The sequence below is a fragment of the Streptomyces sp. NPDC056347 genome, from assembly GCF_042262625.1.
GTDB lineage: Bacteria > Actinomycetota > Actinomycetes > Streptomycetales > Streptomycetaceae > Streptomyces.
The window spans coordinates 25,199-46,127 of record NZ_JBHJQP010000047.1 but is presented as its reverse complement, the minus strand read 5'-3'; the positions used below and the strand labels follow the sequence as shown (position 1 = coordinate 46,127).

Annotated in this window: 21 protein-coding genes; 15 read left to right on the top strand and 6 right to left on the bottom strand. The window is 73.2% G+C overall.

Annotated features, from left to right (window positions below):
- Positions 1-95: 95 nt before the first annotated feature.
- Positions 96-377 (bottom strand): Lrp/AsnC family transcriptional regulator, encoded by a 282-nt coding sequence (locus tag ACFCV8_RS13800; protein ID WP_072483264.1) that lies wholly within the window; start codon positions 375-377, stop codon positions 96-98.
- Entirely contained in the window at positions 374-1,126 is a 753-nt protein-coding gene (locus ACFCV8_RS13795) for a rhomboid family intramembrane serine protease (protein WP_376685528.1), read from the bottom strand. Before ACFCV8_RS13795 ends, ACFCV8_RS13800 begins: the two co-directional genes overlap by 4 nt.
- Positions 1,127-1,288: 162 nt before the next feature.
- Here ACFCV8_RS13795 and ACFCV8_RS13790 point away from each other — a divergent pair, with 162 nt between their 5' ends.
- The 5 genes from ACFCV8_RS13790 to ACFCV8_RS13770 all read left to right on the top strand — a co-directional run bounded on the left by ACFCV8_RS13790 (position 1,289) and on the right by ACFCV8_RS13770 (position 6,797).
- Positions 1,289-1,531 carry a hypothetical protein gene (locus tag ACFCV8_RS13790; protein WP_376685527.1) on the top strand — a complete coding sequence of 81 codons (243 nt, stop codon included), beginning with the start codon at positions 1,289-1,291 and terminating at the stop codon, positions 1,529-1,531.
- Between the two features lie 37 nt (positions 1,532-1,568).
- Entirely contained in the window at positions 1,569-2,930 is a 1,362-nt protein-coding gene (locus ACFCV8_RS13785; protein ID WP_376685529.1) for an NYN domain-containing protein, read from the top strand.
- Between the two features lie 286 nt (positions 2,931-3,216).
- Positions 3,217-4,245 carry an NlpC/P60 family protein gene (locus ACFCV8_RS13780; protein ID WP_376685526.1) on the top strand — a complete coding sequence of 343 codons (1,029 nt, stop codon included), beginning with the start codon at positions 3,217-3,219 and terminating at the stop codon, positions 4,243-4,245.
- Between the two features lie 238 nt (positions 4,246-4,483).
- Positions 4,484-5,515 carry an NlpC/P60 family protein gene (locus ACFCV8_RS13775; RefSeq protein WP_376685525.1) on the top strand — a complete coding sequence of 344 codons (1,032 nt, stop codon included), beginning with the start codon at positions 4,484-4,486 and terminating at the stop codon, positions 5,513-5,515.
- A 31-nt stretch (positions 5,516-5,546) separates the two neighbouring features.
- Entirely contained in the window at positions 5,547-6,797 is a 1,251-nt protein-coding gene (locus ACFCV8_RS13770) for a hypothetical protein (RefSeq protein ID WP_376685524.1), read from the top strand.
- 7 nt (positions 6,798-6,804) lie between these two features.
- On the opposite strand, the gene ACFCV8_RS13765 is transcribed toward ACFCV8_RS13770, so the two are convergent.
- The gene (locus ACFCV8_RS13765) at positions 6,805-8,043 is read right to left on the bottom strand and encodes a glycosyltransferase 87 family protein (RefSeq protein ID WP_376685523.1); all 1,239 of its coding nucleotides are present in this window, start codon (positions 8,041-8,043) and stop codon (positions 6,805-6,807) included.
- Positions 8,044-8,187: 144 nt separating this feature from the next.
- Here ACFCV8_RS13765 and ACFCV8_RS13760 point away from each other — a divergent pair, with 144 nt between their 5' ends.
- Positions 8,188-9,330 (top strand): glycosyltransferase family 4 protein, encoded by a 1,143-nt coding sequence (locus tag ACFCV8_RS13760; RefSeq protein ID WP_376685522.1) that lies wholly within the window; start codon positions 8,188-8,190, stop codon positions 9,328-9,330.
- Positions 9,331-9,390: 60 nt separating this feature from the next.
- Here ACFCV8_RS13760 and ACFCV8_RS13755 read toward each other — a convergent pair whose 3' ends face one another.
- On the bottom strand, positions 9,391-11,187 hold the full coding sequence (locus tag ACFCV8_RS13755; RefSeq protein WP_376685521.1) for an AMP-dependent synthetase/ligase: 1,797 nt from the start codon (positions 11,185-11,187) through the stop codon (positions 9,391-9,393).
- Between the two features lie 279 nt (positions 11,188-11,466).
- Between ACFCV8_RS13755 and ACFCV8_RS13750 the strand changes: the two genes are divergently transcribed.
- From ACFCV8_RS13750 to ACFCV8_RS13725, 6 genes are all read left to right on the top strand, one after another.
- Positions 11,467-12,270, top strand: coding sequence for a metallophosphoesterase (locus ACFCV8_RS13750; RefSeq protein WP_376685520.1), 804 nt, complete (start codon positions 11,467-11,469; stop codon positions 12,268-12,270).
- Between the two features lie 110 nt (positions 12,271-12,380).
- On the top strand, positions 12,381-12,827 hold the full coding sequence (locus ACFCV8_RS13745) for an SRPBCC family protein (RefSeq protein WP_376685519.1): 447 nt from the start codon (positions 12,381-12,383) through the stop codon (positions 12,825-12,827).
- Between the two features lie 5 nt (positions 12,828-12,832).
- A complete protein-coding gene (locus ACFCV8_RS13740; protein ID WP_376685518.1) occupies positions 12,833-14,095 on the top strand; it encodes an ArsA family ATPase in 1,263 nt (420 codons plus the stop codon).
- Between the two features lie 83 nt (positions 14,096-14,178).
- The gene (locus tag ACFCV8_RS13735) at positions 14,179-14,652 is read left to right on the top strand and encodes a DUF5304 domain-containing protein (protein WP_376685517.1); all 474 of its coding nucleotides are present in this window, start codon (positions 14,179-14,181) and stop codon (positions 14,650-14,652) included.
- Positions 14,653-14,724: 72 nt separating this feature from the next.
- Positions 14,725-15,666: an ROK family glucokinase gene (locus ACFCV8_RS13730; RefSeq protein WP_376685516.1), complete on the top strand. Its 942-nt coding sequence runs from the start codon at positions 14,725-14,727 to the stop codon at positions 15,664-15,666.
- A 78-nt stretch (positions 15,667-15,744) separates the two neighbouring features.
- Entirely contained in the window at positions 15,745-16,503 is a 759-nt protein-coding gene (locus ACFCV8_RS13725; protein ID WP_376685515.1) for an endonuclease/exonuclease/phosphatase family protein, read from the top strand.
- 13 nt (positions 16,504-16,516) lie between these two features.
- Here ACFCV8_RS13725 and ACFCV8_RS13720 read toward each other — a convergent pair whose 3' ends face one another.
- On the bottom strand, positions 16,517-17,221 hold the full coding sequence (locus ACFCV8_RS13720) for a hypothetical protein (RefSeq protein WP_376685514.1): 705 nt from the start codon (positions 17,219-17,221) through the stop codon (positions 16,517-16,519).
- Positions 17,214-17,993 carry an alpha/beta hydrolase gene (locus ACFCV8_RS13715; RefSeq protein ID WP_376685513.1) on the bottom strand — a complete coding sequence of 260 codons (780 nt, stop codon included), beginning with the start codon at positions 17,991-17,993 and terminating at the stop codon, positions 17,214-17,216. Before ACFCV8_RS13715 ends, ACFCV8_RS13720 begins: the two co-directional genes overlap by 8 nt.
- 185 nt (positions 17,994-18,178) lie before the next feature.
- On the opposite strand from ACFCV8_RS13715, the gene ACFCV8_RS13710 reads away from it, so the two are divergent.
- Genes ACFCV8_RS13710 through ACFCV8_RS13700 form a run of 3 tightly spaced genes read left to right on the top strand, consistent with a single transcriptional unit; the run spans position 18,179 to position 20,905 of the window.
- Entirely contained in the window at positions 18,179-18,922 is a 744-nt protein-coding gene (locus ACFCV8_RS13710) for a lysophospholipid acyltransferase family protein (protein WP_376685512.1), read from the top strand.
- Between the two features lie 52 nt (positions 18,923-18,974).
- Positions 18,975-20,216, top strand: coding sequence for a MacS family sensor histidine kinase (macS, locus tag ACFCV8_RS13705; protein WP_376685511.1), 1,242 nt, complete (start codon positions 18,975-18,977; stop codon positions 20,214-20,216).
- Entirely contained in the window at positions 20,213-20,905 is a 693-nt protein-coding gene (locus ACFCV8_RS13700; protein WP_376685510.1) for a response regulator, read from the top strand. The genes macS and ACFCV8_RS13700 overlap by 4 nt, the downstream gene beginning before the upstream one ends.
- Positions 20,906-20,929: the final 24 nt, after the last annotated feature.

Genomic DNA, 20,929 nt, shown 5'->3' with positions numbered 1-20,929 from the left:
GGGTCGGGGGGGGGGGGGTGACACCTTTCCAAACGCTCGGGGGGGGGGCGGGGCACCCCCGCCCCCCCCCCCGCCGAGGTGTCGTGAAGAGGTGCCTACGCGTCCAGGCCGATGGCGAAGGCGGCCTCCAGGTCGTGCTGCGAGTAGGTGCGGAAGGCCACGTGCGTGTCGGTGGCCTCGACGCCGGGGATCTTGCTGATCCGGCCGGGGATGACATCGGCCAGATCGTCGTGCCTGGCCACCCGGACCATGGCGATCAGGTCGTACGTACCGGTGACCGAGAAGACTTCGCTGACACTGTCCAGCGCGGCGATGGCCTCGGCGATCTCGGGAATCCGGTCCACGCTGGTTTTGATGAGCACGATCGCGGTGATCACGGCTGACGTTCTCCCTCGGTGGCCGCGGCTGGTGCCTTCACTCTATCCGTACGCCGGTATCGCCCCCATGCGTAGAGGAAGCCCAGGGCGAAGCCCACCACGTGGGACAGGTAGGCCACGCCCGGCCCGTCGTTCCCCGCGCCCTGGACCGCCAGCCACTGCAGGACGAACCAGAAGACCAGCACGATCCAGGCGGGGAAGCGCAGCGGCAGGAAGAAGAGGAACGGGAACAGGCTGGTGACCCGGGCCCGGGGGAAGAGGTACAGGAAGGCCCCGAGCACCGCCGAGATCGATCCCGAGGCGCCCACCAGCGTCTGGTCGGAGGCGGCGTGCGCGGCGGCGTAGGCCATCAGGGCGAGGTAGCCGCTGATCACGTAGAAGAAGGTGAACCCGGCCCGGCCCATCCGCTCCTCGGCCATCGCCCCGAACACGTACAGGAAGAGCATGTTGCCGAGCAGGTGGAGCCAGCTGCCGTGCACGAAGAGGGCGGTGAGCGGGGTGAGCAGGGCGTGCCCGGAGCCCTCCCACAGCTCGCTCGGGATCACGCCCCAGCGCTCGAAGTACCCGGCCTGGGAGGCCAGCACGGCATCGGTGCCGCCATGGACCCGGCGGAGGCCGGAGAGCGGACTGATCGCGAAGACCACGACGCAGGCCGCGATCAGGGAATGGGTCACCAGCGGTCCGCCGGGGGTGACCGTGCGGAGCAGCCCGCCGGTCACCCGGCCCGCCACGGCTCGCGGATCGATCATGAACAGAGCATGACGCAAGCGGAGGGAACGGGACAGACCGCCTCGCCGTGTCTGGGGGACGCGGTGAGGCCGTAGGGTTACGGCAGGACATCCGCAGTTCGACGGCGCACCGCGAGATCCTTGAAGCAAGTGGCACGAGGCTCGACGAAAGAGGACGCAACGATGACGACGGTTCCCCAGCCGACCGACGGGACCCGCTGGCGCTGCACGCTCTGCGGAAATCTCACGCGCTTCGACGTGACGCGTTCCTCGAAGGTCGTCGAATATGTCCATCTCGACCTGGCCGGTGTGGCCACCGTCGAGGAACGCGAGGTGGTCAGTGAGACCATCGAGTCGGTCCGATGCCGTTGGTGCAACGCGGTGGATCAGATCGAACTGGTGGACAGGCCGGGTGCCGACTCCTGACGGAGCCGCGCCCACAGACTTTTTGGGGTGACGGATGGTGGAGCAGCCCGCGAGCGGCGCCGGAGCGGCCGAGTCGGCCGGCGACGCCGCCGAGGTGCTCGACCGTCCGCTGCCCGAAGGGGTACGGCGACGGGTCGTCGCGCTGGTGGCGGACGCGTTCGGCGGCCTGACGGTCACCGAACTCCCGGCCCAGCTGCGCCAGTACGCCCGCTTCACCCCGACCCGGCGCGCCAAGTTCGCCGGGAACGCCATGGCGGCCGCCCTGGAGGGCGACGCGCTGTTCCGGCAGCGCATCGGCGAGCGGCTCAAGGAGGGGCAGCCGGAGCTGGCCGCCGCCCTGGAGGCCGGTGCGCCGCCCGCCGCGGCCGACCCCGTCGACGTGGCCGCGGCGGCCTATGTGCTGCGCCCGGTGGGCTGGGTGAAGCTGGTCGCCGCCGCGGGCGAGGAGGTCCAGCGCGCCGACGCCGAGCGGGCCGGTGAGGAGGGCCGCCGCGAGCTGGAGCGGCTGCGCGAGGAGCTGGAGCGGGCCCGCTCCCACACGAAGGACGAGACGGAGCGGCTGCGTACCGAGCTGGACGCGGCCCGCAAGGAGGCCGACGCCCTCCAGCGCAAGCTGCGCAGTGCCGTCAACGAGGTCAGGCGCGGCGAGGCGGCGCTGCGCCGCAGCCGGGCCGAGACCGAGACCGTACGGTCCGAGGCGGCCGCCCAGGTCTCGGCGGCGGAGAGTGAGAGCCGTCGGCTCAAGGCGCGGCTCGCGGAGGCGGAGGCGGCCGTGGAGGCGGGCCGCCGGGCCGCCCGGGAGGGCCGTTCGGTCGAGGACATGCGGCTGCGGCTGCTGCTGGACACGGTGCTCGACGCGGCGAGCGGGCTCCGGCGGGAGCTGGCCCTGCCGCCCTCCTCGATGCGCCCCGCCGACGGGGTCGACGCGGTGGAGCCGGGCCGGATGTCGCCCAAGGACATCGCGGCCAGGGCCCTTTCGGAGACCGATCCGGCCCTGCTGGACCAGCTGCTCGCGCTGCCGCAGGCGCACCTGATCATCGACGGCTACAACGTCACCAAGACCGGCTATCCGCAACTGCCCCTGGAGAAGCAGCGGTTGAGGCTGCTGGGCGGTCTCTCGGTGCTCGCCGCCCAGACCGGTGCCGAGGTGACCTGCGTCTTCGACGGGGCCGAGCTGGCGGCTCCGGTGCTGCTGGCGCCGCCGCGCGGGGTCCGGGTGCTGTTCAGCAAGCCCGGGGTGACCGCCGACGAGCTGATCCGTCAGCTGGCGCGCGCCGAGCCTCCGGGCCGGCCCGTCGTGGTGGTCTCCACCGACCGCGAGGTCGCCGACGGGGTGGCGAAGGCGGGCGCCAGGCCCGTTGCGTCCGTCTTGCTCCTGAAGCGCCTTTCGCGCGTCTAGTCACTGCTTGTCGGTTCTCGGGGGAAATCGGGGAACGGACCGTCAGTTCGCCGCTACGCCCCGTGCGTCGCGGGTAAAGAAGTGCGTGGTGTGACGAGATTTTTGGCGTGAGGATTTGAACTGATCACAACTCGGTCACTAGGGTCGGCCTTCGAACCTTCGCACGGTTGATCACCCATCCGGGGTGACGGCGAAGGAACCGCCGAGTCCGTGACGTGCACGGAGCCGGGGAGTCCGCATCCCCCACAGCCCGGTAGGCGGCTGGAGGAAGAAGGAGCTCGCCTTCGTGGCGTCCCACCGTCGTCCCAAGCAGCCGAGCCGAGCCCGTGTGACCGTGATCACCGCGGCCGCCACCGCTGCCGTAGCCCTGTCCTCCCAGGCGGCCCAGGCCGACCCCAAGCCGTCCAAGAGCGAGGTCAAGGCCAAGGTCGAGAAGCTCAGCCACGACGCCGGCGAGGCCAACGAGCAGTACTACGGCGCCAAGGAGAAGCAGCAGAAGCTGGAGAAGGAAGTCGGCGCGCTGCAGGACAAGGTGGCCCGCGGCCAGCAGGAGATCAACAAGCTCCGCAACGGCCTCGGTTCGCTCGCCGCCGCGCAGTACCGCTCCGGTGGCATCGACCCCTCGGTGCAGCTCTTCCTCTCGTCCAACCCGGACACCTACCTCGACGAGGCCTCGGCGCTCGACCAGCTGACGGCCAAGCAGACCGAGACCCTGGGCAAGATCCAGGAGAAGCAGCGGGTCCTCGCGCAGCAGCGCAAGGAGGCCCAGGCCAAGCTCGGCGACCTCGAGGACGTCCGCAAGACCCTCGGCGTGAAGAAGAAGGAACTCCAGACCAAGCTGGCCAAGGCCCAGCAGATGCTGAACTCCCTGACCGCCGCCGAGCGCACGGAGATGCGCCAGGAGCAGCAGCGCGCCAGCCGCGACGCCGGCGACCGGGTCGAGCTGGGCAACGAGGCCCCCGCCTCCGCCTGGGGCGCCGCCGCCCTCCAGGCCGCCTCCACCCAGGTGGGCAAGCCGTACGGCAAGGGCGGCACCGGCCCCGGCTCCTTCGACTGCTCCGGGCTGACCCAGTGGGCCTACGCCCAGGCCAACGTCCAGATCTCCCGTGTGACCTACACCCAGGTCAACGACGGTGTCCGGATCGGGCGCAGCGCGCTGAAGCCGGGCGACCTGGTGTTCTTCAACAACACCTCGCACGTGGCGCTCTACGCGGGCAACAACACCGTGCTGCACGCCCCGTACCCGGGCACGTTCGTCCGCTACGAGTCGATGAACACCATCGGCAGCTTCCAGTTCGGCGTACGCGTCGGCTGACGACGCCCGAACGGGCGAATTCCCGCGCCCGCGCAGACCGTCCGCCCCGCCAAAGACCGCAAGGTCACCGGCGGGGCGTCGTCGTTCCCGGCGTCCACCCGACCGGCGCGGCCCATGGCCGGCGAGTGATCACCCGACTACTGTCTGTCTGCTGTGCAGCTCCCGGTCGTCGGTCCGCCCGCCCCGGGCGGCAGGGGCTGCGCGCGTCTGCGTACAGCGGAAGGGAGTGCGGCGTTCTGTGGTGTCCCATCGCCGTTCCACACAGCCCGGCCTCAACCCGGGCGTCCGGGCCACGGTCCTGACGGCCGCGGCGGCGACCGCGGCCGCCACCCTCGGGGCCACCGCCGCCAGTGCCGACCCGCAGACGGCCCCCCGTACCGCCAAGGCCCGCGTCGACCGGCTGTACACCGAGGCGGAACGGGCCACCCAGCAGTACGACCGGGCCGGTGAGAACACCCGGAGGCTGCGCGGCGAGATCTCCCATGCCCAGGACCGGGCGGCCCGCGACCAGGAACAGGTCAACCGGCTGCGCACGGTGCTCGGGTCGGCGGCGAGCGCCCAGTACCGCTCCGGCGGCATCGACCCCTCGCTGGCCCTGCTGCTCTCCTCCGACCCGGACAGCTACCTCGACCGGGCCGCCGTGCTGGACCGGGTGACGGGCCTTCAGTCCGCCCGGCTCCACCAGCTCCAGCAGGCCCGGCGCGGGCTGGAGCAGACCCGCGCGGAAGCGGCCCGTGCCCTGGCCGAACTGGAGCACAACCGGGAGGCGGCCACCCGCCACAAGCGGACCGTCGAACGCAAACTCGCCGAGGCCAGGCGGCTGCTGTCCACGCTGACCGGCGCCGACCGGGCGGAGTTCGAGCGGGCCTCGCGCTCCGGCCGCGACACCGGATTCCCGGACCTGGCCGATCTGCCGGCCGGCTCCGCCCGCGCGGCCGCCGCCGTCCTGGCCGTCCGGCAGGCGCTGGGCCACCCGTACGTCTGGGGGGCCAACGGGCCGTCCGGGTTCGACTGCTCCGGGCTGATGCAGTGGGCCTACGCCCGGGCCGGGGTCAGCCTGCCGCGCACCTCGCAGGCCCAGCGGTACGCGGGCCACATGGTGCCGCTCTCCGAGGCCCGCCCCGGAGACCTGGTCGTCTACCGGGCGGACGCCAGCCACGTCGCGATGTACGTCGGCCACGGCCAGGTCATCCACGCCCCGTACCCCGGCGCCTCGGTCCGCTACGACCCGGTCGGCATGATGCCCGTCTCCTCCGTCACCCGCGTCTGACCCCCGGGGCACGACCCGTACTCTCGACCGGGTGAACGAAGGACGCGGACGGCGTGGGCGGGTACGGAGCGGGCGGCGCGGCGCGGCGGCGCTGCTCGCCGGGCTGCTGCTCCTCGTCGGCTGCGCGGCCCCCGGCGACGACGCCCCGGCCCGTACCGTCGACCGGGCCGTCCGCGCCACCCTGGACCGCCGCGCGGACGCCGTGCTCCACCACGACCCGGACGCCTACCTGGCCACCACCGACCCCGGCGCCACCGCACTGCGCACCGCCCAGCGCCGGGAACTCGGCAACCTCGCCGACGTACCGCTGAGCGCCTGGGAGTACCGGCTGGTCCGGGTGACCGCCCGGGACACCGACCGGGCCAGGGCCGATGTGGAGCTGCGCTACCGGATCACCGGGTACGACGCCGCCCCGGTCACCGCGGACCGGGTACTCGAGCTGCGCCGGGACCGCGCGGACGGCCGCTGGTACGTCACCGGTGACCGGCCCGGCGCGGACGGCGTCCAGCAGCTCTGGCAGCAGGGCGCGGTACGGGTGGTGCGCGGCACGCACAGCCTGGTGCTCGGCGTCGGCCGCACCGACCGGGAGCTGCGCGCGATCGCCCGGACCACCGACCGCGCGGTCCCCGCCGTCTCCGGTGCCCGGCCGGAGCGCTGGGCGGGCCGGGTGGTGGTGCTGGTGCCCCGGACCCCGGCGGACCTGGCGGCGCTGCTGGGCTCCTCGGCCGACTACCGGGGCATCGCCGCCGTCACCACCGGCAGGACCGGCGAACCGGGCCGCAACCCCGCGGACCGGGTGATCGTCAACCCGGAGGCGTACGACACGCTCGGCACGTTCGGGCAGCGGATCGTCCTCACCCACGAGACCACCCACGTCGCCACCCGCGCCGACACCTCCGCCGCGACCCCGGCCTGGCTCTCCGAGGGATTCGCCGACTGGGCGGCCTACCGCGGCGAGGGCCGGGCCCCCGACCGGATCGCCCCCGAACTGGCCGCCGCCGTCCGGCGCGGCGAACTGCCGGCCGCCCTCCCCACCGACGCGGACTTCGGCTTCGCGGGTGATCCGGAGCGCCTGGCCAGGGCGTACGAGGGCGGCTGGGCGGCCTGCCAACTGATCGCCGACCACTGGGGCGAACCGGAGCTGCTCGCCCTCTACCGTGCCGTCGGCGCCCGACCTGAGCGGGACGGCGCGGTCGAACAGGCCCTGGGCGAGGTGCTCGGCACCACCCCGGCGCGGTTCACCGCGCTCTGGCGCACCTGGCTGCGCACCCACCTCGGCTGAGCACCGCTCAGGAACCGACCGGCTCCGCCACGCGGCCGGTACCGACCGCGGACGCGTCGGCGCCCCCGGCCCCCGGCACCGTACGCCGCCACAGCCGGTGACAGGCGATCAGCGTCGCCGCCACCAGCAGCCCGTTGCGCACGAACATCAGCGTCACCCCGGTCGCGTCGCTGGACACCACGTGCACGAAGCCGAGCGGGAACTCCCCCTGGGTGACCGCCGTCGCCACCAGCACCAGAACGGCGGGCAGCACCATCCGGCCGCCCCGGAAGACCAGACAGACCGCCGCCAGCCCGACCAGCCACAGCATGTACTGCGGGCTGATCACCCGGCTCGTCGTGGTGAACAGCAGCACCGCCGCGAACGCCGCGTCGGCCGGGGTGCTCACCGTGAACTCACGGGCCCGCAGCCGCCACAGCACCAGCCAGCCCAGCGCGAGCACCGACAGCCCGAGCGCGAGCGTGCTCACCAGCTCCACCCGCGGCCCCAGGAACTCCAGCGAGCCGTAGTGCAGCTCCACCCGGCCCGACCAGCCGAACTGCCGCGCCACATGGAAGACCAGCCCGCCCAGCGACTCGACCTCGGTGCCCCGGTCCCGCTGGAAGCCGAGGAAGGCCAGCGCACCCGGCGCCGCCAGCACACACCCCGCCAGCAGCACGGTCCCCGTCACCGCCGCGGCACCCCACGCCAGCCGCGTCCGCCGCCCGCGCGCCGTACCCGCCAGCAGCAGCGCCGGCCACACCTTCAGCAGCGCGCCCACCGCCGCCCCCGCCCCCAGCACCCGGGGATGCCGCACCCCCGCCAGCAGCGCCGCCACCGCCACCGCCGTCACCATCACGTCGTACCGGGCGTACGCGGTCGTGCCGAGCAGCGGCACCCCCGCCACCCACACCCAGGTGCCCGCCTGCCACCGGCCCTCGCCCCGGCCCGCGTACAGCAGCAGCCCCAGCACCAGCAGATCGCAGCCGCACGCCAGGACGAAGAACGCCGAGGTGTAGTCCAGCATCGGCAGCAGCCCGGGGGAGAGGACCGCGAGCGCGGCCAGCGGCGGATACTGCCAGGTGACGTCCTCCCGCGGGTACGTACCGCTCTTCAGGACCTCCGACCAGCCGTGGTAGATCGCCGAGACGTCGCTGGTCACGTCCGGTCCGGGCAGGGTGATCGCCTTGGTGACGCAGAGCAGCAGCGCCACCCTGGTCAGGACCCACACCACGACCGCGCAGCGTGCGCCCGCCGATCCCGTCATGCCGCCTCATCCGTTCGTCCCCGGGGATGCCCGCCCCCTGAACGGCCGGACGCCCCCTCGCACCCGCCGACGGGTGCGAGGAGCCATGATGCCCGCCCGGCCGGTGCCGGAGCCATCGGACCTGGCCCGGTACTGTCGGCCGCGATGGACAAGACCCTGATCGTGACCAACGACTTCCCGCCCCGCCCCGGCGGCATCCAGGCCTTCCTGCACAACATGGCGCTGCGCCTGGACCCCGGACGGATCGTCGTGTACGCCTCCACCTGGAAGCGGAGCCCCGAGGGCGTGGCGGCCACCGCAGCCTTCGACGCCGAACAGCCCTTCACCGTCGTGCGCGACCCCACCACGATGCTGCTGCCGACCCCGCGGGTCACCCGGCGCGCGGCGGGGCTGCTGCGGGAGCACGGCTGCACCTCCGTCTGGTTCGGCGCCGCCGCCCCGCTCGGGCTGATGGCCCCGGCGCTGCGCCGGGCCGGGGCCCGCCGCCTGGTCGCCACCACCCACGGCCACGAGGCGGGCTGGGCCCAGCTGCCCGCCTCCCGGCAGCTGCTGCGGCGGATCGGCGAGTCCACGGACACCATCACCTACCTGGGGGAGTACACCCGCTCCCGGATCGCCCCCGCGCTCACCCGCGGGGCCGCGGCGCGCATGGTCCAGCTGCCGCCCGGCGTCGACGAGAAGACCTTCCACCCCGACTCGGGCGGGCAGCGGGTGCGGGCCTCGCTCGGCCTCGCGGACCGGCCCGTCGTCGTCTGCGTGTCCCGGCTCGTGCCGCGCAAGGGCCAGGACACCCTGATCCGCGCGATGCCCGCGATCCTGGCCAGGGTGCCGGACGCGGTGCTCCTGATCGTCGGCGGCGGACCGTACGCCGATGAGCTGCGGAAGCTGGCCGCCGCGACCGGGGTCGCCGACGCGGTGCGGTTCACCGGGCCGGTGCCCTGGGAGGAGCTGCCGGCGCACTACGGCGCCGGCGACGTCTTCGCCATGCCGTGCCGCACCCGGCGCGGCGGCCTCGACGTGGAGGGCCTGGGCATCGTCTTCCTGGAGGCGTCGGCGACCGGACTGCCGGTGGTGGCGGGCGACTCGGGCGGCGCGCCCGACGCGGTGCTCGATGGCGAGACCGGGTGGGTGGTGCGCGGCGGCAGCGCGCAGGAGTCGGCCGAGCGGATCGTCACCCTGCTGGAGGACCCGGAGCTGCGGCGGCGGATGGGCGAGAACGGGCGGGCCTGGGTCGAGGAGAAGTGGCGCTGGGACCTGCTCGCGGAGCGGCTGCGGGCGCTGCTCTGACCGTACGGGAGAGGGGCCCGCACCGTGCGTGTGCGGGCCCCTCTCTCGTACCGGCGGCGGTCAGCCCCGGTAGATCGCCTCGATCTCGTCCGCGAAGTCCTTCGCCACCACGTTCCGCTTCAGCTTCAGCGAGGGCGTGATGTGGCCCGCCTCCTCGGTCAGCTGGGCGTCCAGGATGCGGAACTTGCGGACCGATTCGGCCTTGGACACGGCCGCGTTCCCGTCGTCCACCGCCCGCTGCACCTCGGCCAGCAGCTCCGGGTCCTCGCGCAGCGACCGGGCCGTCGAACCGGCCGGCTTGCCGTGCTCCGCGGCCCAGCGGCCCAGGAACTCCTCGTCCAGCGTGACCAGCGCGCCCACGAACGGCCGCCCGTCGCCGACCACCATGCACTCGGCGACCAGGGCGTGCCCGCGGATGCGGTCCTCGATCACGGCGGGGGCGACGTTCTTGCCGCCCGCGGTGACGATGATCTCCTTCTTGCGGCCGGTGATCGTGAGGTAGCCGTCCTCGTCGAGCGTGCCGATGTCACCGGTGTGGAACCAGCCGTCGGCCAGTGCCTCGGCGGTCGCCGACGGGTTGTTCCAGTAGCCCGTGAACAGGTGTTCGCCGTGCAGCAGCACCTCGCCGTCGTCGGCGATCCGCACCACCGAGCCCGGCAGCGGCTGGCCGACCGTACCGACCTTCTGCCGGTCCCACGGGGTGAAGGCGGTGGCCGCGCAGGACTCCGTCAGGCCGTAGCCCTCCAGGACGGTGAAGCCGATGCCGCGGTAGAAGTGGCCGAGCCGCGCGCCCAGCGGGGCGCCGCCGGAGATCGCGTGCTCGCCGCGGCCGCCGAGCACCGCGCGCAGCTTTCCGTAGACGAGCTTGTCGAAGATCCTGTGCTTCACCCGCAGTCCGAAGGACGGGCCCTGCGGGGTGTCCAGGGCCTGGCTGTAGGCGATCGCGGTGTCGGCGGCCTTGTCGAAGATCTTGCCCTTGCCGTCGGCCTGCGCCTTGGCGCGCGCCCCGTTGTAGACCTTCTCGAAGACCCGGGGGACGCCGAGGATCAGCGTGGGCCGGAACGAGGCCAGCTCCTCGGTGAGGTGCTTGATGTCGGGTACGCAGCCCAGCCGGATCGGGGCCATCACCGACGCCACCTCGACCAGTCGTCCGAAGACGTGCGCGGCGGGCAGGAAGAGCAGCACGGAGCACTCGCCGGTACGGAACAGCGGCTTCAGCCGCTCCACCACGTTGCCGCACTCGGCGAAGAAGCTGCGGTGCGTGAGCACACAGCCCTTCGGGCGGCCGGTGGTGCCCGAGGTGTAGACGATGGTGGCCGGGTCGTCCGCCTTGGCCGTCGCCATCCGCAGGTCCAGCGTCTCGTCCGGGACGTCCGCACCGCTCGCGGTGAGCCGCCGGACCGCGTCGTCGTCGATCTGCCAGATGCTCTTCAGCGCGGGCAGGTCGGCCCGGACGGACTCCACGGACGCCTCGTGCCCGGCGGACTCCACCAGGCAGAGCACGGCGCCGGAGTCACCGAGGATCCACTGGATCTGCTCGGGCGAGCTGGTCTCGTACACCGGGACGGTGACCGCGCCCGCGCTCCAGATCGCGAAGTCGAACAGCACCCACTCGTACCGGGTCCGCGAGAGCAGGGCCACCCGGTCACCCGGCTCGACGCCGGCCGCGATCAGTCCCTTGGCGACGCCCCTGACCTCGGCCAGGAACTGCCGGGCGTCGACGTCGGTCCAGACGCCCGCCACCTTGCGGCTCATCACCGCGACATCGGGATGCTGAGCGGCATTGCGGCGGATGAGATCCGTCAGGTTGCCGTCCGAGGGGACCTCGTACAGGGCCGGAAGGCTGAACTCGCGCAAGACTGCTGCTCCTCATCGGGCTCCGGTGCCACGGCTCTGTGTGACGCACCGGCTGCGGTCCAAGACTGGCTCGTGCTCGGTGGGACGAGCACAACTGGACTGCCCGGACGTTACCCACGAGTACAAGGTTCCCGATAGGGGGTCCGGGCCAGATGTCTTATGCGTCACACATCGCGGTGATCCTTGGCCGCACAGTAGTCCACCCGTCGGACAGGGCGGCGATATGCGCAGGTCGGTGGGGCCTACCGAGGTGACGGGCGGAGTTCTAGGGTGATCGCCATGGCAGTGGGAGAGCGGGTCGTACGGGGCGCGAGGAAGCGCACACGTGTCCATGTGGTCAGCGATGTGCACGGCAACAGCGAGGCACTGGCCCGCGCCGGGGACGGCGCCGACGCACTGGTCTGCCTCGGCGACCTGGTGCTCTTCCTCGACTACGCCGACCACTCCCGCGGCATCTTCCCCGACCTCTTCGGTGTGGAGAACGCCGACCGGATCGTCGCCCTGCGCACCGCGCGCCGCTTCGAGGAGGCGCGCGCGTTCGGCCGGAGCCTGTGGGCGGGCATCGACCGCGACGCCGCGATCGTCTCCGCGGTGCGCAGACAGTACGCCGAACTCTTCGCCGCCTTCCCGGCACCCACCTATGCCACCTACGGCAACGTCGACATCCCGGACCTCTGGTCCGAGTACGCCCACCCCGGCACCACCGTCCTGGACGGGCAGCGGGCCGAGATCGGCGGCCGGGTCTTCGGCTTCGTCGGCGGCGGACTGCGAACCCCGATGAAGACCCCGTACGAGATCGATGACGAGGAGTACGCGGCGAAGATCGAGGCGCTCGGCCCGGTCGACGTGCTCTGCACCCACATCCCGCCCGAGGTGCCGGAGCTGACCTACGACACCGTGGCGCGCCGCTTCGAACGCGGCAGCCGGGCACTGCTGGAGGCCATCCGCGCGACCCGCCCCCGCTACGCCCTCTTCGGCCATGTCCACCAGCCGCTGGTGCGCCGGATGCGGATCGGCGCCACCGAGTGTGTGAACGTCGGTCACTTCGCGTCCACCGGCAGGCCATGGGCCCTGGAGTGGTGACCGCGCCGGGCGCCGGACCCCGGGACGGGGCACCGCGCACACGCGATAGCCTTCTGACGGCAGGGTCTCTGCCGACGCACCGGGTACACCGCACTGGAGGAGCCACAGCGATGGCTGAACACACCAGGTCGAGCATCACGATCGAGGCGGCACCGGCCGACGTCATGGGCGTGATCGCCGACTTCGCCCGCTACCCGGAGTGGACCGGAGAGGTCAAGGAGGCCGAGGTCCTCGCCACCGACGGGCAGGGCCGCGCCGAGCAGGTCCGGCTCGTCCTCGACGCCGGAGCGATCAAGGACGACCACACCCTCGCCTACACCTGGACCGGCGGGAACGAGGTCAGCTGGACGCTCGTCAAGTCCCAGATGCTGCGCGCCATCGACGGCTCCTACATCCTGACCGACCTCGGCGGCGACCGCACCGAGGTCACCTACCTGCTGACCGTCGACGTCAAGATCCCGATGCTCGGCATGATCAAGCGCAAGGCGGAGAAGGTCATCATCGACCGCGCCCTGGCCGGTCTGAAGAAGCGCGTCGAGTCCGTCCCGAAGGCCTGACCCGGATGCGTACGGTCCTCGTCACCGGCCCCGGCGGCGCGGGCCGTACCACCGTCGCGGCGGCCACCGCGCTGGCCGCCGCCCGCCGCGGCGAGCGCGCCCTGCTGCTGACCGCCGACGGCATACCCGGCCTCCCCGGGGAGAGCGAACCCACCGAGGTCACCGACGGGCTGTGGACCGCCCGCATCGACTCCGCCGAACACTTCCGCGGCGAGCTCCTCGCCCTCCAGGACCGGGCGTCCGGCGTCCTCGACCTGCTCGGCGGCAACCGGCTGGACGGCGAGGAGATCACCGAACTCCCCGGCAGCACCCAGCTCGCCCTGCTGCACAGCCTGCGCCGCGCCGCCGAGGGCGACTGGTCGCGCCGCGGCCACGACCTCCTGGTCGTCGACCTGCCACCGCTGCGCGAGGCTCTCGACCTGCTCTCCCTCCCTGCCCGGCTGCGCCGCTATCTGCGCAGGCTGCTGCCCCCGGAGCGGCAGGCCGCCCGCGCCCTGCGCCCGATGCTCGCCCAGCTCGCCGGGGTCCCCATGCCCGCCCAGTGGCTGTACGAGGCGGCCGCCCGCAAGGACGCCGAGCTGGCCGCCGTCCAGGCCCTGATAGAGGACCGCGCCACCACGCTCCGGCTGGTCGCCGAGCCCGGCCCCGCCGCCGAGGACGCCCTGCGCACCGCCCGCACCGGCCTCGCCCTGCACGGGCTGCGGGTCGACACCCTCGCGGTGAACCGCCTCCTGCCCCGGCACGCGGCCGACCCCTGGTTCGCCGGGCTCGCCGCACAGCAGGAGAAGACCGTCGACCGCTGGCGGGCGGAGTGGGCGCCCCACGCCGAGCTGCGCGAGGTGCCCCACCTGGGCCGCGACCCGCGCGGCCTGGACGACCTCGCCCGCCTCGCCGAGCACGCCGCACCCGCCGCGGAACCCGGCGTACCGGGCCCCGGCCGGGCCGAGGACCCCTGGTGGATCGAGGTGCCCGACGCCCCGGACGGCCTCGGCGCCCTGCTGCCCGGCAGCCGGATCGTGAGCACCCCGCCCACCGACGACGGCGCACCGGTCCTGGTCTGGTGCCTGCCGCTGCCCGGCGCCGCCAAGAAGGACCTCCGGCTGGTCCGCCGCGGCGACGAACTGCTGCTCACGGTGGGCCCGTTCCACCGGACCGTGCCACTGGAGTCCGGGCTGCGCCGCTGCACCGTCTCCGGCGCCTCGCTCACCGACGGACTGCTCCGGGTCCGCTTCACCCCGGACCCCGGCCTCTGGCCCCGGACGGGCTGAACGGCACCCGGCCGTTCGGGTAACGTCGGTAGCAGGCGACCGCGTACGCCGGGCCGCCGCACACCACGTCGCAGGAGTCCGCCATGAGCGAAGCCACCGATCGTCCCGCCGACGACGACGCGTGGGCGAGCGCCTGCGCCGAGGACCTCGAAGCGGAGAAGGCCCGCCGCCGCGCCCAGCACGGCCCGCCGCCCGGCTCCGCCGCGGAGGAGCTGCGCAAGCTGGTCGACGCCGTCGCCGAGAAGGTCTCGTCCCTCCAGACGCCGCTGCTCGGCGCCGCGGCCCAGGGCACGGTGCAGCAGATCATCAAGCAGGCCAGGTCCGCGGTCGAGCCCGTCATCGAGCGCAACCCCGAGGTCTTCGACCACATCGCCGCGGCCGGCAGCGAACTGCTCGCCGCCTACCGCTCCGCCGTCGAGGGCCAGGAGCGCCGCTGGACCCGTACCGCCGCCGACGGGGCCGCCGCCGACGGGGCCGGTACGGAGAAGCGGGCCGGTGATCCCACCGACCCGCGCGACGAGCCGCCCGCCGCGGGCGAGCACATCGACCTCGACTGACCGGCGCCGCTGGGCGGGCTCCCGGCTCGGGTACGGTTGCCCCAGCGGGGCACGACCGGAACTGAGGGATTCATGGGACTCACCATCGGCGTCGATATCGGCGGCACGAAGATCGCAGCTGGCGTGGTCGACGAAGAGGGCCGCATCCTCTCCACGCACAAGGTGCCGACCCCGCCGACCGCCGACGGCATCGTGGACGCGATCGCGACGGCCGTGTCCGGTGCGAGCGAGGGCCGGAGCATCGAGGCCGTCGGCATCGGCGCCGCCGGATACGTCGACGACAAGCGCGCCACCGTGCTGTTCGCCCCGAACATCAACTGGCGGCACGAACCGCTGAAGGACAAGGTCGAGCAGCGCGTCGGCCTCCCGGTCGTCGTGGAGAACGACGCCAACGCCGCCGCCTGGGGCGAGTACCGCTTCGGCGCCGGACAGGGCCACGACGACGTCATCTGCATCACGCTCGGCACCGGGCTCGGCGGCGGCATCATCATCGGCAACAAGCTGCGCCGCGGACGCTTCGGCGTGGCCGCCGAGTTCGGCCACATCCGGGTCGTCCCGGACGGTCTGCTCTGCGGCTGCGGCAGCCAGGGCTGCTGGGAGCAGTACGCCTCCGGCCGGGCGCTGGTCCGCTACGCCCGGCAGCGCGCCAACGCCACCCCCGAGAACGCCACGGTCCTGCTGTCGCTCGGCGACGGCACGGTGGACGGCATCGAGGGCAAGCACATCAGCCAGGCCGCCCGGCAGGGCGACCCGGTGGCGATCGACTCCTTCCGCGAGCTGGCCCGCTGGGCCGGTGCCGGACTCGCCGACCTCGCCTCGCTCTTCGACCCGTCCGCGTTCATCGTCGGCGGCGGGGTCTCGGACGAGGGCGAGCTGGTCCTCGACCCGATCCGCAAGTCCTTCCGGCGCTGGCTGATCGGCGGCGAATGGCGCCCGCACGCCCAGGTGCTCGCCGCCCGCCTCGGCGGCGAGGCCGGGCTGGTCGGTGCCGCGGACCTGGCCCGTCAGGGCTGAGCCGCACCCGCGCACGACACGACGGACGCCCGTCGCGCCCCTGGGGGAGCGGCGGGCGTCCGTCGTATCGTGAGGCCCATGGTCCTGACGCCACTGCCCGACTCCCGTACCGAGCCGGATGGTTCGGCCGTCGTCCGGGTGCTGAGCTACAACATCCGCTCGATGCGCGACGACCCCGGAGCGCTGGTCCGCGTCATCGGCGCCTGCGCCCCCGATCTGGTGTTCATCCAGGAGGCCCCGCGCTTCTTCCGCTGGCGCAAGCGCGCCGCCTGGCTCGCCGCCCGCACCGATCTGGTCGTCCTCGGCGGCGGCGCCACGGCGGCCGGTCCGCTGCTGCTCTGCTCGCTGCGGGCCACGGTGGAGCGCACGGAGGACGTTCTGCTGCCGCTCACCCCCGGGCAGCACCGCAGGGGCCTGGCCACCTCCGTGGTACGGATCGCGGGCACCCGGATCGGCCTGCTGAGCTTCCACCTGAGCCTGCAGCGCGAGGAACGCCTCGCCCAGGCCGGGGCGGTGCTGGAGCGGATGGACGCGATGGGCGTCGAGCACGCCGTCGCGGCCGGTGACCTCAACGACGTACCGCCGGGCGGGGCCTTCGCCCGGCTGGCCGGCGGGCTCCAGGACTGCTGGACGGTACGCCCCTGGGGCGGCGAGCACACCTACCCGGCAAGCCGCCCGGAGCGCCGGATCGACGCGGTCTTCGCGACACCCGGGATCGAGGTGCTCGGCTGCGGCGTCCCCGCCGGGCTGCCGGGGGTCGCCGACGCGGACCTGCGCACGGCCACCGACCACCTTCCGGTGCTGGCCGCGCTGCGGGTCCCCGCACTGAAGCCCTGAGGGCCGCGGCTGCTCAGACCACCGCGCCGCGCCCGGGGTCGTCGTCGTCCTCCCCGTCGTCGTTCATCCGGGCCACCAGCGTGACGAAACCGCCCAGGAAGCCGCCGATGCAGACCGTGGTGAACCACCACGTCATCTCCCAGCCCAGCACCACCGCGAGCAGCATCAGCACCGGACCGCCGACCACCCCGAGCCAGGCGAACTTGGCCGTGGCGTCGGCCTCCGGCAGCGGCGGGGGCTCCGGGGGGACGAAATGCCCCTCGTCGTTCTCGTCGAGGTCGTCGTCCTTCGGCTCCTGGAGCCCGTAGTCGCGCGGACCCATCACACCGGGGGCGAAGACGACCGAGCTGCCGAGCGGCTTCTCCGGCGGCCTCGGCCGCTTCTTGCCGAGCCCCTTGTCGATCTCCGGGGTGCCGGGCCCCTCGGGGCCGGGGGTGCCGGCCCCGTCGTTCTCCAGCAGCGCGAGGTCCTCGACCGACCGGAACGGCTTGGCGCCCGGCGGATCCGGCGGCTCCTCGCCGTACCCCGCGACGATCGCCCGCCACGCGGCCTCCTCGTCGACCGGTGCCCCCTCGCCGCCGCCCCCGGCACCCGGCGCGGCCGTCCGGGGCGCGGTCTCCTCCTGGCCCGTGCCGTCGTCGGGCGCGGCCGCGCCCTCTGCGGGAAGCGGCTCGCGCTCCTCCTCGCTGCCCGCGCGCTCCGCGTCGTGCTCAGCCACCTGACGTGCTCCCCTTCTTACCGACGCTCGGGGCGAGGCGGCCGATGAACCGGTAGCTCTCGTCGAAGATCCGCTCCGCATCGTGGTCCAACGTCGCCACGTGGTAGCTCTGTTCCAGCAGGATCTCCTCGACGTCCGTCGACGACACCCGGCTCAGGATGCGCGCCGAGTCCACGGGCGGCACCACATGGTCCTGCGGGCTGTGCAGCAGCACGATCGGCTGGGTGACCTGGGGCAGCTCGGCGTCGACCAGCCGGAAGAACTTCCGCAGCGAGTGCGCCGCGTGCAGCGGCACCCGGTCGTACCCCACCTCGTCGGAACCCGCCAGGGCGATGTCGCTGGCCAGCCCCTTCGTCGTGGGCACCAGATGGCGGACGACCGGCAGCGCGTGCGCCGCCAGACCGTGCACCTTGTTCGCCGGGTTGACCAGCACCAGGCCGCTGATCGCCTCGCCGTGCTTCGCCGCCAGCCGCAGCGTCAGCGCGCCGCCCATGGACAGCCCGAAGACGAAGACCCGGGTGCACCGCTCCAGCAGGGCGCGCAGCTCCCGGTCCACCTCCGCGTACCAGTCCTGCCAGCCGGTGAGCTGCATGTCCTGCCAGCGGGTGCCGTGCCCCGGCAGCAGCGGCAGCGAGACGGTGAGCCCGCGCTCCGCCAGATAACGGGCCCAGGGGCGCAGCGACTGCGGGGAACCGGTGAATCCGTGACAGAGGAGGACGCCGACCTCTCCGCCCTCGTGGCGGAACGGCTCGGCTCCGGGAAGGACCGGCACCAAGGTCTCCTGTTCGTGAGGCTCGCGGGGGAGCGCAAAAGGGGAGTAGTGAAGAGGATTGCTTCACCGTACGCGACCGGGCTGACACCGACCAGGGCCGTCACCGGCACGGGCCGCCGCAACGGCCCCGTGCCGGGCCGCGCACGGGATATGGTCTGTCGGACAGCACACAGGAGGCACCCGAGTTGATCTACGGCGCAATGAAGTTCTCCATCGGCGGAGGGCTGAAGCTCGCCTTCCGGCCGTGGGTGGAGGGCCTGGAGAACATCCCCGCGCAGGGACCGGCGATCCTCGCGAGCAACCACCTGTCGTTCTCCGACTCCTTCTTCCTGCCGGCCGTCCTGGACCGCAAGGTCACCTTCATCGCCAAGTCCGAGTACTTCACCGGCACCGGCGTGAAGGGCAAGCTGACCGCCGCCTTCTTCAAGGGCGTCGGCCAGCTCCCGGTGGACCGCTCCGGCACCCGCGGCGCCGGTGAGGCGGCCATCAAGGCGGGCATCCAGGTGATCGAGAGCGGCGGCCTGTTCGGCATCTACCCGGAAGGCACCCGCTCGCCCGACGGCCGCCTCTACCGCGGCAAGCCCGGCGGTCTCGCCCGGGTGGCGCTGGCCACCGGCGCGCCCGTCATCCCCGTCGCGATGATCGACACGGAGAAGATCCAGCCGCCCGGCCAGGTGATGCCCAAGCTGATGCGCCCGGGCATCCGGATCGGCAAGCCGCTCGACTTCAGCCGCTACCACGGCATGGACGGGGACCGCTTCATCCTTCGCTCGGTCACCGACGAGGTGATGTACGAGATCATGAAGCTCTCCGGCCAGGAGTACGTCGACATCTACGCGACGGCCGCCAAGCGGCAGATCGCCGAAGAGGCGAAGCACAGGGCCGAGGCGGAGAAGCACAGGAACGACGGGTCCGGGGCACAGGACTGAAGGAACGGTACGGCGCGTGCGCGCGCCGGTGCCGTCCGGGGGGTGTGGGGAAGTGGCCGGGCGCGTGCGCGTCGTACGGATGTCGGTCGAGCAGCCGCTGTGGCGTGCGCTGACCGCGTACCGCATTCTCACCATGATTTACGCGGTGCTGCTCTCCGTCTTCGGACGGGCGAAGTACGACCGGCCGTGGGTGGCCGTCGTCTTCCTGACGGTGATGGTGGTCTGGACGCTCGCCACCCTCCCGAAGGTCGCGGGCGCCACCGCCTGCACCAGGCGTTTCCTCGGCGCGGACCTGGCGATCGCGCTCGCCGGGATACTCCTCACCCCGCTCGCCGACTTCGAGGCCCAGCAGGTCGACGGCCCGACGCTGCCGTCGATCTGGACCGCGGGCTCGGTGCTGGCCTTCGCGATCAAGGGAGGCTGGCGCTGGGCCGCCTTCGCCTCCACCTTCGTCGCCGTCGCCAACATCGTCGAACGCGGCGACCCCAGCCGGGACACCTTCCACAACGTGCTGCTGGTCTGGGTCGCCTCCATCGCGATCGGGTACGTCGTCGAGGTCGCCCGCGCCAGTGAGCGCACTCTCGCCCGAGCCCTGGAGATCGAGGCCGCCACCCGCGAACGGGAGCGGCTGGCCCGCGACATCCACGACAGCGTGCTCCAGGTCCTCGCGATGGTGCAGCGCCGCGGCACCGCGCTCGGCGGCGAGGCGGCCGAGCTGGGCAGGCTCGCCGGGGAGCAGGAGATCGCCCTGCGCAGCCTGGTCTCCAGCGGGCTGGTGCCGGCCGACCGGGTCTCCGAGGACGCCGCCGAGGGCGCCGTGGTCCGCCGGGTGGAGGCCGACGACGAGCCGTCCGGCAACGCCCCCTGCGACCTGCGCTCCCTGCTCGCCCCGCACGCGGGCTCCCGGACCAGCTTCGCCGAGCCCGGCGCCCCGGTGCTGCTCGCCCCGGCGGCCGCGCGCGAACTGGCGGCCGCCGTCGGCGCCGCGCTGGACAATGTCAGGGCGCACGCGGGGGAGAGTGCCCAGGCCTGGATCCTCGTCGAGGACTGGCCGGACGAGGTGATCGTGACGGTCCGCGACGACGGCCCCGGAATCCCGGAGGGCCGGCTCGCCCAGGCCGAGGGCGAGGGCCGGATGGGGGTGGCCCTGTCGATCCGCGGCCGGCTGCGCGACCTGGGCGGCACGGCCGAGCTGATCTCGGTCCCCGGCCAGGGCACCGAGGTCGAGCTGAGGATGCCGAAGGTTTCGAAGGTTTCGAAGGATCCACGGGGGAAGGCGGGAACAGCGAGATGAGCACGGAGACCACCGGGGGCGGCCCGGAACACCCCATCAGGGTGATGGTGGTGGACGACCACCCGATGTGGCGCGACGCCGTCGCCCGCGACCTGTCCGAGTCCGGCTTCGACGTGGTGGCGACCGCGGGTGACGGACCGCAGGCGGTCCGCAGGGCGAAGGCCGCCTCCCCCGACGTCCTGGTGCTCGACCTCAACCTCCCCGGAATGCCCGGCGTCCAGGTCTGCAAGGAGCTCGTCGGCTCCCACCCCGGACTGCGGGTGCTGGTGCTCTCCGCGAGCGGCGAGCACGCCGACGTCCTGGAGGCGGTCAAGTCCGGCGCCACCGGATACCTCCTCAAGTCGGCCAGCACGCAGGAGCTGACCGAGGCCGTGCGGTCGACCGCCGTCGGCGACCCGGTCTTCACCCCGGGCCTGGCCGGACTGGTCCTCGGCGAGTACCGCAGGCTCGCCTCCGACCCCGCACCGGCCGCCGCCGACGAGCCCAAGGCACCCCGGCTCACCGAACGCGAGACCGAGGTCCTCCGGCTGGTCGCCAAGGGACTCTCGTACAAGCAGATCGCCGAACGGCTGGTCATCTCGCACCGCACCGTGCAGAACCACGTGCAGAACACCCTCGGCAAGCTCCAGCTGCACAACCGCGTGGAGCTGGTGCGCTACGCCATCGAGCGCGGCCTCGACGACGCCTGAGCACCACCCGCCCGCCGCCCGGTC

What these genes read in the sequence shown, in the direction of transcription:
- ACFCV8_RS13795 (WP_376685528.1), bottom strand. Translation starts at nt 1,126, where the DNA reads ATGATCGATCCGCGAGCCGTGGCGGGCCGGGTGACCGGCGGGCTGCTC.
- ACFCV8_RS13790 (WP_376685527.1), top strand. Translation starts at nt 1,289, where the DNA reads ATGACGACGGTTCCCCAGCCGACCGACGGGACCCGCTGGCGCTGCACG.
- ACFCV8_RS13765 (WP_376685523.1), bottom strand. Translation starts at nt 8,043, where the DNA reads ATGACGGGATCGGCGGGCGCACGCTGCGCGGTCGTGGTGTGGGTCCTG.
- ACFCV8_RS13760 (WP_376685522.1), top strand. Translation starts at nt 8,188, where the DNA reads ATGGACAAGACCCTGATCGTGACCAACGACTTCCCGCCCCGCCCCGGC.
- ACFCV8_RS13750 (WP_376685520.1), top strand. Translation starts at nt 11,467, where the DNA reads ATGGCAGTGGGAGAGCGGGTCGTACGGGGCGCGAGGAAGCGCACACGT.
- ACFCV8_RS13745 (WP_376685519.1), top strand. Translation starts at nt 12,381, where the DNA reads ATGGCTGAACACACCAGGTCGAGCATCACGATCGAGGCGGCACCGGCC.
- ACFCV8_RS13740 (WP_376685518.1), top strand. Translation starts at nt 12,833, where the DNA reads ATGCGTACGGTCCTCGTCACCGGCCCCGGCGGCGCGGGCCGTACCACC.
- ACFCV8_RS13735 (WP_376685517.1), top strand. Translation starts at nt 14,179, where the DNA reads ATGAGCGAAGCCACCGATCGTCCCGCCGACGACGACGCGTGGGCGAGC.
- ACFCV8_RS13730 (WP_376685516.1), top strand. Translation starts at nt 14,725, where the DNA reads ATGGGACTCACCATCGGCGTCGATATCGGCGGCACGAAGATCGCAGCT.
- ACFCV8_RS13725 (WP_376685515.1), top strand. Translation starts at nt 15,745, where the DNA reads ATGGTCCTGACGCCACTGCCCGACTCCCGTACCGAGCCGGATGGTTCG.
- ACFCV8_RS13700 (WP_376685510.1), top strand. Translation starts at nt 20,213, where the DNA reads ATGAGCACGGAGACCACCGGGGGCGGCCCGGAACACCCCATCAGGGTG.